Genomic DNA, 12,456 nt, shown 5'->3' on the forward strand with positions numbered 1-12,456 from the left:
GAGAATAACAGCCTGCTTTGCCCTGTCAATGGTCTGCGCGCAATTCTTCTTCCGCCAGCCAAACTGCCCGGCTATTCAGCACGCGCAGGGTAGTGAAATCGGGCTGGAGATCGACAAGGCTCCACGCGCCGTGCTCGATGGGGAAGTGCCACATCGCCGAATCCGGCATATTCAGAAGTTGAGCGATTAACAGGCTAAGCACGCCCTGGTGGCCGACGATCAGCAGATGACTAAGTTCCCGGTGCTGAGGGAGGGCGGCGGTGAAGCCGGAGACGCGTTCGGCGAACGCCTGAAAGCCTTCACCGTTAGTGGGCGCCGCATGCTGCCAGTCGGCGCACCACGCGGCGTAGTTTTCCGCATCTTCATGCTGTAAATCGCGATGGTGGCGCATTTCCCAGTCGCCGAAGAACATTTCATTGAGCTCGGCGAAGGACTGGCGAGGGACGTCACGGTCGCCAAGCAGCAGGCTGGCCGTACGCTGGGTGCGCTCAAGTTCACTGCAAAACACGCGCTGAAAAGGAACGGCCTGCAGCCGCTTTCCCAGCGTTTGCGCTTGTCTGATTCCGCGTTCGGTTAAGGCTGTGGGAGCATGTCCGCTATAGAGGCCCGCGACGTTGGCCTCGGTCTCGCCATGACGAACTAACCATAACTTCATGATGACCCTCTCGAAAGGAGTCTATAAGACTCTCCTTGTGGCAAGGCTAGCAGTAGAGCTTCTGCTCATGGATATAGTCGAGCACGGTTTCCGGCAGCATGTCCGCGCAGGGCTCGCCAGCTTCAAGACGCTGGCGAATCAGGGTGGCAGAAATATCAAACCGCGGCGTTTCGGCCAGGTAGATAACGCCCGCCGGGCTGCTGTGCAGCCGCTCGACGTCATGAGTGAGATGTTTGTCCAGCCACTGCTGATCCTGCTCGCACGCCATGGTCAGCGGATAACCCGGGCGTCGGCAAACGATCAGATGTACGTTATCAAGAATGCTTTCATACTCGTGCCAGGTGGTAAAGGTGAGCAGCGAATCCTGGCCAATGATAAACGCCAGGGGGCGCTGTGGCCCTTGCTCCTGGCGCCACTCGCGTAGGGTTTGCGCTGAATATGACGGCGTGTCGCGCTTAAGCTCACGATCGTCGAGGATAAACAGCGGTTTATCCGCGATGGCCAGCGCCAGCATATGCCTGCGTTGGTCGCTGGTGGCTTCGGGCTGCGGGCGGTGCGGCGGCACATTGTTGGGCACGATGGTGACTTTATTGAGGCCGATAAGGTTGGCCAGAATTTCCACCGGTTTAAGGTGACCGTAATGCACCGGATCGAAGGTGCCGCCGTACATCGCCTGTAACTGAGTCATATCAACCATCAATAAAAACGTCTGCCAGCGCTTTATGGCAGAGCAATAAAGAGAGACTTTCCAGCTCGGGCCATACGGAGTGCCCGTAATCCTGCTTGAAGGTAAGCTCCGCGCGGGTCAACAACGTGACGGCCTGACGCAGCTGGTCGGCGCTCAGGCGTGCCAGCGCGTCGCTGACCAGCTGGCGGCGGTTTTGCCATACGCGATGCTTGTCAAACAGCGAACGCAGCGGCGTATGGGCCGATTGCCGCTTCAGGTTGACCAGCAGCAGCAGCTCGCGCTGTAGGGTGCGCAGCAGGATAGCCGGCTCGCTGCCTTCCAGACGCAGCTGTTGCAGAACGTGGAGAACGCGCTTGCTTTTACCGGCCAGCAGCGCATCCACCCAGTGATAAGGTGTGAAATGCGCAGCATCATTCACGGCTTGCTCAACCCGCGGCAGCGTCAGTTTACCATCCGGCCACAGCAGCGAAAGGCGCTCAAGAGCCTGGGCCAACGCCAGCAGATTACCCTCATAGCAGTAGCACAGCAGCTGGCTGGCCGCGTCATCAAGCTGCAGATTATTCTGCTTTGCGCGCGCGGCGAGCCAGCGCGGCAGCTGGGCATATTCCGGCGTCTGGCAGCTAACCTGCACCGCCCGGCTGGTCAGCGCCGTCATCCACGCGGCGTTCTCCTGCGCTTTCGTTAGCTTATTACCGCGAACGATCAGCAGTAAATCGTCATGCAGCATGCCGACGAGCGTCGCAAGCTGTTCGTTAATTGCCGCATTAGGGCCATTATCGGGCAGGATCAGCAGCAGCGTCTGGCGGCTGGAAAACAGGCTCATGGCCTGACTTAACGAGAAGAGGGCGGGCCAGTCGGTACTGGCATCAACGGTGGCGGTGTGGTGTTCGATAAAGCCCTGGGTCGCGGCCGCTTCGCGGATGGCGTCCTGGCTCTCCTGCAGCAGCAGCGGATCGTTGCCAAGCAGCAGATAGGCCGCGCGCAGCCCTTCAGTGAGCTGCGCGCGGAGCTGTTCCGGGTACAACCGAATCATCAGTTACCCAGCGTGGTGGAGACGCGATTGCCGGAGGTGGAAGCGGCTGGGGTCGTGGCGACCGGCTTCTCATCCTCTTTGGTGGCTTCGACATCCGCAACGTGTACGCTCGGCAGCTTACGGATCAGCTGCTCTGCCGCTTTGTCGTACATTTCCTGAACGATCATGTCCTGCTCGGCATCTTTCGCTAACGCCGCCTGCGGGTTATCGAAGAACGAGCGGTAGACTTTGGTCGTGATGGGATAGATATCATGACCTGGGATCAGGACGCTGGCGTTTACCGTCATCACCATCTGATATTCCGCAGTACGGCCGTCCTGAAAAATAGACGCCGTATCTTTCTGAATGGACGATGTCTCCAGACGCAGGGAAGGAATATCCTTGCGCAGCGTACTGCTATCGACCAGTTCAACCCCGTTCAGACGCAGCTGATTACGGACGGCACGACTTAATGGACCATTAGGATCGCCCGACTGGAAGATCATGGTTTTCATTGCGGTCGGAACCTGCGTAGTGCTACGCAGGTGCCAGCCACAGCCGGCGGTGATTAACACCGCCAGAGATAACAACAATGTTGCCAGATATCGCACGCTTCCTCCTGCGCTTAGCCAACGACCAGATTGAGCAGTTTACCCGGAACGTAGATCACTTTACGTACGGTCACACCGTCGAGATATTTCGCAACCAGATGCTCCTGACCCGCACGCTCACGAACCTGCTCTTCGGTTGCATCCACCGCAACGGTAATTTTACCACGAACTTTACCATTTACCTGGACCACGACCAGAGTGGTGTCTTCAACCATCGCGCTTTCGTCAGCGACCGGCCACGGCGTGTTGTCAATATCGCCTTCGCCGCCCAGCTCCTGCCACAAGGTAAAGCTGGCATGCGGAGTGAACGGGTTGAGCATACGAACCACGGCCAGCAGGGCCTCACGCATCAGCGCGCGATCCTGTTCACCTTCCTGCGGCGCTTTCGCCAGCTTGTTCATCAGCTCCATAATCGCCGCAATCGCGGTGTTGAAGGTCTGACGACGGCCGATATCATCGGTCACTTTCGCGATCGTTTTATGCACGTCGCGACGCAGCGCTTTTTGATCTTCGCTGAGGCTGGCAACGTCCAGCGCAGCGGCTTCGCCCTGGGAGGTATGTTCGTAGACCAGTTTCCAGACGCGTTTCAGGAAGCGGTTCGCACCTTCCACCCCGGATTCCTGCCACTCAAGCGTCATGTCGGCCGGAGAAGCGAACATCATAAACAGACGCACGGTGTCCGCGCCGTAGCGTTCAACCATTTCCTGCGGGTCGATGCCGTTGTTTTTCGACTTGGACATCTTGCTCATGCCGGTATAGACCAGCTCGCGGCCCTGTGGGTCGAAGGCTTTAACGATACGGCCCTTCTCGTCGCGCTCGGTAGTCGCTTCTTTCGGCGACACCCAGTTACGCTCGCCGTTTTCGCCAACGTAGTAGAAGGCATCCGCCAGCACCATCCCCTGGCAAAGCAGCTGTTTAGCCGGTTCGTCAGAGTTCACCATGCCCGCGTCGCGCATCAGCTTGTGGAAGAAGCGGAAATAGAGCAGGTGCATAATGGCGTGTTCGATCCCGCCGATATAGATATCGACAGGCAGCCAGTAGTTCGCCGCTTCCGGGTCCAGCATACCCTGGTCGTACTGCGGGCAGGTGTAACGCGCGTAGTACCAGGAGGACTCCATAAAGGTGTCAAAGGTATCGGTTTCGCGCAGCGCCGGCTGGCCGTTAACGGTGGTTTTCGCCCACTCCGGATCGGCTTTAATTGGGCTGGTGATCCCGTCCATCACGACATCTTCCGGCAGAATAACCGGCAGCTGATCTTCCGGCGTCGGCATCACGGTGCCGTCTTCAAGGGTGACCATTGGGATCGGCGCGCCCCAGTAGCGCTGACGGGAAACGCCCCAGTCGCGCAGGCGGTAGTTCACTTTACGTTCGCCGACGCCAAGAGACGCGAGCTTATCGGCGATAGCATTAAAGCCCGCCTCGTGATCCAGACCGTCGAACTCGCCAGAGTTAAACAATACGCCTTTTTCGGTCAGCGCCTGTTCGGAGAGGTCGGGCTCTGAGCCATCGGCGGCCAGGATAACCGGCTTGATGTTCAGACCGTATTTGCTGGCAAATTCGTAGTCGCGCTGATCGTGACCCGGGACGGCCATCACCGCGCCGGTGCCGTACTCCATCAGCACAAAGTTTGCCGCCCATACCGGAATCGCTTCGCCGGTCAGCGGGTGAATGGCTTTGTAGCCGGTATCGACGCCTTTTTTCTCCATGGTCGCCATATCGGCTTCGGCAACTTTGGTATTGCGGCATTCGTCGATAAAGGTCGCCAGCGCGGGGTTATTGGCGGCAGCCTGCTGCGCCAGCAGGTGGCCCGCAGCGACGGCAAGGTAGGTGCAGCCCATAAAGGTGTCCGGGCGGGTGGTGTAGACGGTCAGCTTGTCGGCGTAGTCGTTCACATCGAAGGAGATTTCGACGCCTTCGGAGCGGCCGATCCAGTTGCGCTGCATGGTTTTAACGGTGTCAGGCCAGTGATCCAGGTTATCCAGATCGTTCAGCAGCTCGTCAGCGTAGGCGGTGATTTTAATAAACCACTGCGGGATCTCTTTACGCTCGACTTTGGTGTCGCAGCGCCAGCAGCAGCCATCGATAACCTGCTCGTTCGCCAGTACGGTCTGGTCGTTCGGGCACCAGTTCACCGCGGAGGTTTTTTTGTAGACCAGGCCTTTTTTATACAGCTCGGTAAAGAACTTCTGCTCCCAGCGGTAGTATTCCGGGGTGCAGGTCGCCACTTCACGGCTCCAGTCATAGCCGAAGCCCAGCTTCTTCAGCTGGTTTTTCATGTAGGCGATGTTGTCATAGGTCCATGGGGCCGGCGCGGTGTTGTTTTTCACCGCTGCGCCTTCCGCAGGTAGGCCAAACGCATCCCAGCCGATAGGCTGCAGGACATTTTTGCCCAACATACGCTGGTAACGGGAAATCACGTCACCGATGGTATAGTTGCGCACGTGGCCCATGTGTAGTCGACCAGAAGGATAGGGAAGCATCGACAGGCAGTAATACTTCTCTTTGCTCTCGTCTTCGGTAACTTCAAAGGTACGCTTCTCGTCCCAGTGTTGCTGGACTTTTGATTCTATCTCTTCCGGGCGGTATTGCTCTTGCATGGCAGCCAGTGGTCCTGTTTTCAATACAGCTACAAAATGTAGCCAATGGATGTGTTATTTCAGATCGGCATAGCATAGCCCAAACGCCAACGTCAAAACAGCCTTTCACACACTTACCGAGATGAAAGCGGTAGAGAAAATTTCGCGACTCTGTGGCTTGGCTTGCAGAGCAATCCGCAGATAACGTCTACCATTATAAGAAGTTAACCACACCGGAGGCGAAAAGATGAACAAGGTTGCTCAATTCTACCGAGAGCTGGTGTCGACGCTCAGCGAGCGGTTACGCAATGGAGAACGCGATATAGACGCGCTGGTGGAGCAGGCCAGGGTCAAGATTAGCCAGTCCGGCGAGTTAACGCAGAGTGAAATCGACAACGTTATTCGCGCCGTCAGACGCGATCTGGAAGAGTTCGCCCTCAGCTATGAAGAGAGCCAGGATGAGCTAACGGACAGCGTCTTTATGCGGGTGATCAAAGAGAGCCTTTGGCAGGAGCTGGCGGATATTACCGACAAAACCCAGCTTGAGTGGCGCGAAGTGTTCCAGGACCTCAGCCACCACGGCGTTTATCATAGCGGCGAAGTGGTCGGGCTCGGCAATCTGGTGTGTGAGAAGTGCCATTACCATCTGCCGGTGTATACGCCGGATGTGCTGCCGCGTTGCCCCAAATGCGGGCACGATCAGTTCCAGCGTCGGCCATTTGAGCCATAAACGATAAGGCCCGGAGTTGAATATACCGGGCCTCGGATAAACTCAGCGGCTCATGTCAATTTTATAAAATGCCGGCGCTGGTAGCGCCGGCATTTCAGAGTGTAGTTCAATAAGATGGCTGGTTTGCGGTTAATAATTTATTTGGTGGTGTTAACTTCCGTTAACTTGAAATACTGTTCGCCACCCACTTCAGAAGCATATCGCTGAGAAGTATTCAGGACCAGTTTATTGCCGCTCAGTAAGCCGGCATCGCAGGTGAACAGTTTCAGGAACCCGCATTTATAGCCGCCGTTAACCACTTGTTTTGCATTTAAGGTCATCGTTCCGCCAGCTACGATTTTGTCGCGGTTGATAATGTTGCCTTTATTGTGGGTATCAATGGTGAAATCGCCAAAGGATTCCATAAGCCATTTATTTACCAGATCTGAATGGGTGGAAATGTTGATGGTCCCGCCAATAATTTCTCCGCTGTTTTGCATCGCGTTGTTATTAAAGTTTAAGACCGCAGAATCGCCGCGAACGGTTCCCCCATCGTTATTCAGCCAGTTGCTGTTGGTTGTCAGCATATTGCTGGCGAGTATTTTGCTATCACGGTTTAACGCCAGCGTACCGCTCGTCTGGATGGTGACGTTACCCCCTTTTAAGGTTCCCGAGTTGCTGATTTCACCGGATGAGAGCGCTCTATCTTTAACCGATTGAATCACGAGATTGTCCGTTCCGTGAATGTTACCGGTTACCTTGAGCGAGCTACCGCTAAAAGCAATGCTGGTATTTTTCGCCCGGGTTGAACCGCCGTTATCGATACTGCCAAGAGCCGATACTAGCAGTTGATTATCAGAAAGAAGATTAGAGCCGTAAGCCGTTTTCAGGTTGCCGTTAGTCGCTACGCTTAATGCCGTGCTGCTTTTGATGGTGCCGTTGTTTTCGATATTTCCAGAGGCGCTGACCATCAACTGTTTGCTGCTGGATATGGTTCCGTTGTTGGTAACTGTTTGTAATCCGTTGATAATGGTCGTGTTTGTTGTCGAGATATTACCCGAATTTTTAATGTTACCGGCGGCGACGATTTGCGTAAGCATGCCGTTGCTGGTGATTGACCCTTCGTTGGTCAGTAAGCCGCTGCTGGTCATTGCCAGGGTGCTATTGGCGACAATCGCGCCTTTATTGCGTACGCCGAGACCTAAGTCGTTGCCAATCATGCTGATGCTGTTAGCTTTAATTCCGCCAAGATTGCTAATATCAATGCTGTATTCCGGAATCAGCATCTGTAGTACCGTAGGCGTTTTACCCGCAGAGGTCATTTGCCCTGTATTGTTGTCAAGCGTGAAGTTTCCTGCGGCTACCGTCGCGTTGGGAGTGCTGACGGTACCGTTAATGGCAATAGCATTTGCCAGCAGGGCGGCATAGCTATTTGTTGCATCCATCCCGTTTTGCCCAATAGTGATCTGACCTTGGGAGATGGTATAGCTGTCAATCGCGCCACTGTCGTTGAGCTTTACCTGGCCGGTGGTTAAAACCGCGCGATCGGTGTTAATAAAGCTACAGCCTGAGCAGGAGATTCCGTTCGGGTTGGCGATGATAACGTCGGCTTTTTGACCGGCGACTTCAATAAATCCGTTGAGCGAGCTGGATTTATTTGAGGTCACTTCATTGAGGATCACCGAAGCGCCGCCATTAGCCAGATTATTGTTTTTAGCGATATTGCCTAAGGTGTCGTGAGTAAGATCGCTGGAACTATTGTTGAGAATCATGCCCTTGTTACTGACATTAAAGTCACGGTACATATTGTGAGAAACGCCCGCTGCGTTAGGCGTTTCAATATCAACGACGGTAGCTCCGGATGAGTGGGTCCAGACCGTCGGATCGGCATAGACGTAAGACGAACTGAGTGCTGCCGCCAGGGCGACATAAGTAAATTTAAATTTGAACATTGCGTTTATTCCTTTAAATAAATTGCCTAAAAGTTGATGAATGTTTATTAGTTTACTTAACGACGTTAATACCTCCAGTTGAGCGAGAAACCAAGGTTGAGCGGATCGCTATGAAAACGATCGGGTTTAATGAACGGCGTACCGATAAAAAAATCATACTGCGTGGAAAATAGCTGGCCGCGCAGCCCGCTTACGGCGCCGGAAATAACTTTACCCTGTCTATATTGTTCACTGCCGGTGATGCGGCCAATATCCAGACCAAAATATAATTGCCGATCCGGGGTTGGCATATCCCAGATAAAATCATTACGCCAGTACCAGCCTTGGTTGCCGGACAGCGAATTTTCTCCATCAAAACCCCGTACCGTCCAGCGGCTGCCGATATTAAATTTATTATCCGTGGATAAAATATCGGGACTAAACTGAGCATTAATATGCGGCGCGTAGCTGAAACGATCGCCGGTAATATCAAATTTCATAAATGCCTGAATATCAGCATGTATCACCCGCGAAAGTGGGCTGTAGAGACCCGCTTTTTCCTCAAGGGTTGGCATGGAGCTAAGCCAGGGCAAGCTGCGCTGAATGCCCAGGCTGGCATCGATGATTTTTTTATTGAAGTAGCGCTGCTGGCGAAGGGTCAATTCCCAAACCGGGTTCTGCTTGCGCATAACCTTGAGTTCGCTGCCGCCAAAATAGTAACGAGACGTGCTTTTTGCAATCCGGGCGTCCAGGGTAGTTTTTTGCTGCCGCGTATGGGAAAGCAGCCTCGAGAGCGTCGCGCTGGCGTAACGGTTTTCGCTTTTGTATTCGGTGGTTGAATAGTTGGCTTTAAATTGCTGACGATATTCGCTCTGCGAGCCGTAAAGGCTTAGCGACCAGTACCCGACAGGAACCGAATAATAGAGGCTGCTATTGTGGTTGCCGTCATTATGCTGATTAAATTCGACGTCGCCTCCGGCGGAGACATAGAAAATATCGTTAAGCGTAGCCATATCATAGAGATAGAGTGCACCCCCGGACTGATAGCGACCGCTTTCCCGGCTGCCAGCATCATCCATCCACGCGCTTACCTGCCATTTTTTAGCCAGATTACGCGTTATCTGAATATCGCTTTCCGCGTTGTTTTTCCCTGGCTGGATTTTCATTTGCGCCGACGAACCGGGTAGCCGTTGCAGATTGGCCATCCCTTGCTCAAGGTCGGTTAGTTTGAGGATCTCACCCGTGGCGGTAGGTATGGCATTCCACAGGCTGGACGTGGCGCCGCTGTCGGCAGACCATATCATATTGCCTATCTTACCGTAGGTGAGGGTAATGTCTAAAACGCCATCTTCCAGTGACTGTGAAGGTATATCAATAAGTGAAGTAATATACCCCTGGACTATGATTTCATTTTGTAATGCCGTAGCGAGTTGGCGAATGCCTTTAATACCCAGACATTTCTTTTCTGCCTGGACGGCGATATTGCGCAGGAGACGTTGCGTGAGTTTTTCATTTGAGGAGATGATATTGACGTGGCTGATATACCGGCAGGTCTCCTCCACCGGAAAAATAAGTTTATATTTATGCGAGCCAGTGCGCGATGATTGATAATCTTGCTGCTCGGGCTTTAATGCGCTCTGGCGAGCTTTATCCTGTTCAGTTTGATGAGTGTTGTTGGCAACATCCGCAAACGTGGAGGCAGTAAAAATAAAGTAAAGAAAAAGCGCGTTTAACAGTTTGTTATTGTTGTATTTCATGAAGCAATATCCATTTGTTTCATTCGATAATGATGCCCTTGTAAAGGAAATTGAGTTTTGTTCTGACTGGTGTTATGAGCTCGCCAGCAGCTCGTGGTTTTCAATTTTAAGAATTTTATTTTTTATAAAATACCAAACCGAATTTTTTAAGTACTCAGTGTCCTCGTAAATAGTCGTGCTATGTTAGCGATGCAGGATTATCGAGGCTACGATGTTAATCCTGAATTTTATTTGAATTGGTCATTTCAACTTGTGAATTATCAGCGATGGGGTGTGAATATATGGGTGGCAGTTATTTAAGCGTGGGCGAGTGATTATAATTCAATATGATAAGGGGAATAAAAGGACGACGCGCACTTTGCGTGCGCGCCGGAGGCTTAGTGCAGTATTTTGGCGAGGAAGTCTTTCGCCCGTTCTGATTGCGGGTTAGCGAAAAACGCTTCTTTATCCGCGTCTTCGACAATTTTCCCCTCATCCATAAAGATAACCCGATTCGCTACTTTGCGGGCAAAACCCATTTCGTGGGTGACCACCATCATCGTCATCCCTTCATTCGCCAGTTCAACCATCACGTCCAGTACTTCATTAATCATCTCTGGATCAAGCGCGGAAGTGGGTTCATCAAACAGCATGGCGATGGGGTCCATACACAATGCGCGAGCGATGGCCACGCGCTGCTGCTGGCCGCCAGAGAGCTGAGCGGGAAACTTTTCTGCATGAGCGGAAAGTCCCACGCGTTCCAGCAGCTTGAGCCCTTTTGCGCGTGAAGCGGCTTTATCGCGATTGAGCACCTTAACCTGCGCCAGCGTCAGGTTATCGATAATCGACAAATGCGGGAACAGTTCGAAGTGCTGGAATACCATCCCGACGCGCGAGCGCAGCTTAGCCAGATTGGTCTTTTTATCGTTAACCGTGGTGCCGTCGACGATGATTTGACCCTGCTGGATTGGCTCCAGACCGTTGACGGTTTTAATTAGCGTGGATTTACCCGAGCCTGATGGCCCGCAGACCACCACCACTTCGCCTTTTTTCACTTCCGTGGAGCAATCGGTCAGCACCTGAAAGTGACCATACCATTTTGAAACATTTTTCAGGGTAATCATTACACAGTCCTTTTCTTCAACCAGCTGACCAACAGCGATGCGCTGAGACTAAATACAAAATATACGGCGCCTGCGAACAGGATCATTTCTACCTGGGTTCCATCACGTTCGCCGATAGTGGAGGCGGTACGGAAGAAATCGGCCAGGCTCAGGACGTAGACCAGCGAGGTATCCTGGAACAGCACGATGCCCTGGGTGAGCAGCAGCGGTACCATGGCGCGGAAGGCCTGCGGCAGAATCACCAGCTTCATGGATTGCCAGTGGGTCATGCCCAGCGCCAGCGCAGCGCTGGACTGGCCGCGAGAGATACTCTGAATACCGGCGCGAATAATTTCCGAGTAATACGCCGCTTCAAACATGGAGAAAGCGATCATCGCTGAAATCAGGCGGATATCGGTTTTCGGCGACAGGCCAAGCACGTTCTGCAGGAACCCCGGAACAATCAGATAAAACCACAGCAGTACCATCACCAGCGGAATGGAGCGGAAGACGTTAACGTAGGTTTTGGCAAACCACGCCAGCGGCAGGAAGCTCGACAGGCGCATGACGGCCAGAATCGTCCCCCAGACAATCCCGATAACAATCGCGGTCACGGTAATTTTTAAGGTAATAACCAGTCCAGCCAGCAGATACGGCATGGAAGGAATAATGGAACTCCAGTCAAAATCGTACATTATTTACCCCCCATATTGCCCGGCAGGCGGACCTTACGTTCGACCACGTACATGATCAGCATAATAACGGCGTTGATAAACACGTAGGCGAGGGTGATAGCGGTAAACGACTCCCAGGCATGGGCCGAGTAATCCAGTAGCTTGCCCGCCTGCGCGGCCATATCGGCCAGTCCGATGGTGGAGGCGATGGCCGAGTTTTTCACCAGGTTCATCATTTCAGAGGTCATCGGCGGCACGATAACGCGATAGGCGTTGGGCAGCAGAACGTAGCGGTAGGTTTGCGGTAGCGTTAGTCCCATCGCCAGCCCGGCGTTTTTCTGCCCGCGCGGCAGGGACTGGATGCCGGAGCGAACCTGTTCGCAGACGCGCGCGGCGGTAAACAATCCCAGACACAGCATCGAGGAAACGAAGAACTGAATATTGGGATCCAGCTCGGACTTAAACCACATACCGATGTTTTCCGGCAGCAGTTCAGGTACCACCAGATACCAGGTAAAAAATTGAACGATAAGCGGAACGTTACGAAAAAGCTCAACGTAACAGGTGCCGATAGTTGACAGCAGACGGTTCGGGACCGTACGGAGAATACCGAAGAGCGACCCCACAAAGAACGCGATAATCCAGGCCGTTACCGACAGGGTGACGGTGACCTGAAAACCACTCCACAGCCAGCCTAAATAGGTGGTGTTGCCGAACGGGGCCTGTTGCAGGAATATCCCCCAGTTCCAGTCTATTGACAT

Annotated in this window: 11 protein-coding genes; 1 reads left to right on the plus strand and 10 read right to left on the minus strand. The window is 53.4% G+C overall.

What is annotated here, in order from left to right:
• Nucleotides 1–25: 25 nt before the first annotated feature.
• Genes BWI76_RS08055 through leuS form a run of 5 tightly spaced genes read right to left on the minus strand, consistent with a single transcriptional unit; the run spans nt 26 to nt 5,563 of the window.
• Nucleotides 26–655: an adenosylcobalamin/alpha-ribazole phosphatase gene (locus BWI76_RS08055; protein ID WP_049085342.1), complete on the minus strand. Its 630-nt coding sequence runs from the start codon at nt 653–655 to the stop codon at nt 26–28.
• A gap of 46 nt (nt 656–701) precedes the next feature.
• On the minus strand, nt 702–1,352 hold the full coding sequence (nadD, locus tag BWI76_RS08060; protein ID WP_064371448.1) for a nicotinate-nucleotide adenylyltransferase: 651 nt from the start codon (nt 1,350–1,352) through the stop codon (nt 702–704).
• Entirely contained in the window at nt 1,345–2,376 is a 1,032-nt protein-coding gene (gene holA, locus BWI76_RS08065; RefSeq protein WP_004134178.1) for a DNA polymerase III subunit delta, read from the minus strand. The genes nadD and holA overlap by 8 nt, the downstream gene beginning before the upstream one ends.
• Complete coding sequence (gene lptE / locus BWI76_RS08070) at nt 2,376–2,966, minus strand: LPS assembly lipoprotein LptE (protein WP_004134176.1); 591 nt, start codon at nt 2,964–2,966, stop codon at nt 2,376–2,378. Before lptE ends, holA begins: the two co-directional genes overlap by 1 nt.
• Before the next feature lie 14 nt (nt 2,967–2,980).
• Nucleotides 2,981–5,563 carry a leucine--tRNA ligase gene (gene leuS, locus BWI76_RS08075; RefSeq protein ID WP_102136207.1) on the minus strand — a complete coding sequence of 861 codons (2,583 nt, stop codon included), beginning with the start codon at nt 5,561–5,563 and terminating at the stop codon, nt 2,981–2,983.
• 226 nt (nt 5,564–5,789) lie between these two features.
• On the opposite strand from leuS, the gene BWI76_RS08080 reads away from it, so the two are divergent.
• Entirely contained in the window at nt 5,790–6,272 is a 483-nt protein-coding gene (locus BWI76_RS08080) for a zinc ribbon-containing protein (RefSeq protein ID WP_004134173.1), read from the plus strand.
• 137 nt (nt 6,273–6,409) lie between these two features.
• Here BWI76_RS08080 and BWI76_RS08085 read toward each other — a convergent pair whose 3' ends face one another.
• The 5 genes from BWI76_RS08085 to BWI76_RS08105 all read right to left on the minus strand — a co-directional run bounded on the left by BWI76_RS08085 (nt 6,410) and on the right by BWI76_RS08105 (nt 12,456).
• Nucleotides 6,410–8,203, minus strand: a complete 1,794-nt coding sequence (locus BWI76_RS08085) for a filamentous hemagglutinin N-terminal domain-containing protein (RefSeq protein WP_004134172.1) — start codon at nt 8,201–8,203, stop codon at nt 6,410–6,412.
• Between the two features lie 65 nt (nt 8,204–8,268).
• Entirely contained in the window at nt 8,269–9,939 is a 1,671-nt protein-coding gene (locus BWI76_RS08090; RefSeq protein WP_004134170.1) for a ShlB/FhaC/HecB family hemolysin secretion/activation protein, read from the minus strand.
• Between the two features lie 377 nt (nt 9,940–10,316).
• On the minus strand, nt 10,317–11,042 hold the full coding sequence (locus tag BWI76_RS08095; protein ID WP_004100186.1) for an amino acid ABC transporter ATP-binding protein: 726 nt from the start codon (nt 11,040–11,042) through the stop codon (nt 10,317–10,319).
• Nucleotides 11,042–11,716, minus strand: coding sequence for a glutamate/aspartate ABC transporter permease GltK (gltK, locus tag BWI76_RS08100; RefSeq protein WP_004130439.1), 675 nt, complete (start codon nt 11,714–11,716; stop codon nt 11,042–11,044). Before gltK ends, BWI76_RS08095 begins: the two co-directional genes overlap by 1 nt.
• Nucleotides 11,716–12,456, minus strand: a complete 741-nt coding sequence (locus tag BWI76_RS08105) for an amino acid ABC transporter permease (RefSeq protein ID WP_004111387.1) — start codon at nt 12,454–12,456, stop codon at nt 11,716–11,718. The genes gltK and BWI76_RS08105 overlap by 1 nt, the downstream gene beginning before the upstream one ends.

Source organism: Klebsiella sp. M5al, assembly GCF_002090195.1.
In the GTDB taxonomy this organism is placed as follows: Bacteria; Pseudomonadota; Gammaproteobacteria; order Enterobacterales; family Enterobacteriaceae; genus Klebsiella; species Klebsiella grimontii.

What these genes read in the sequence shown, in the direction of transcription:
- BWI76_RS08055 (WP_049085342.1), bottom strand. Translation starts at nt 655, where the DNA reads ATGAAGTTATGGTTAGTTCGTCATGGCGAGACCGAGGCCAACGTCGCG.
- nadD (WP_064371448.1), bottom strand. Translation starts at nt 1,352, where the DNA reads ATGGTTGATATGACTCAGTTACAGGCGATGTACGGCGGCACCTTCGAT.
- holA (WP_004134178.1), bottom strand. Translation starts at nt 2,376, where the DNA reads ATGATTCGGTTGTACCCGGAACAGCTCCGCGCGCAGCTCACTGAAGGG.
- leuS (WP_102136207.1), bottom strand. Translation starts at nt 5,563, where the DNA reads ATGCAAGAGCAATACCGCCCGGAAGAGATAGAATCAAAAGTCCAGCAA.
- BWI76_RS08080 (WP_004134173.1), top strand. Translation starts at nt 5,790, where the DNA reads ATGAACAAGGTTGCTCAATTCTACCGAGAGCTGGTGTCGACGCTCAGC.
- BWI76_RS08085 (WP_004134172.1), bottom strand. Translation starts at nt 8,203, where the DNA reads ATGTTCAAATTTAAATTTACTTATGTCGCCCTGGCGGCAGCACTCAGT.
- BWI76_RS08090 (WP_004134170.1), bottom strand. Translation starts at nt 9,939, where the DNA reads ATGAAATACAACAATAACAAACTGTTAAACGCGCTTTTTCTTTACTTT.
- BWI76_RS08095 (WP_004100186.1), bottom strand. Translation starts at nt 11,042, where the DNA reads ATGATTACCCTGAAAAATGTTTCAAAATGGTATGGTCACTTTCAGGTG.
- gltK (WP_004130439.1), bottom strand. Translation starts at nt 11,716, where the DNA reads ATGTACGATTTTGACTGGAGTTCCATTATTCCTTCCATGCCGTATCTG.
- BWI76_RS08105 (WP_004111387.1), bottom strand. Translation starts at nt 12,456, where the DNA reads ATGTCAATAGACTGGAACTGGGGGATATTCCTGCAACAGGCCCCGTTC.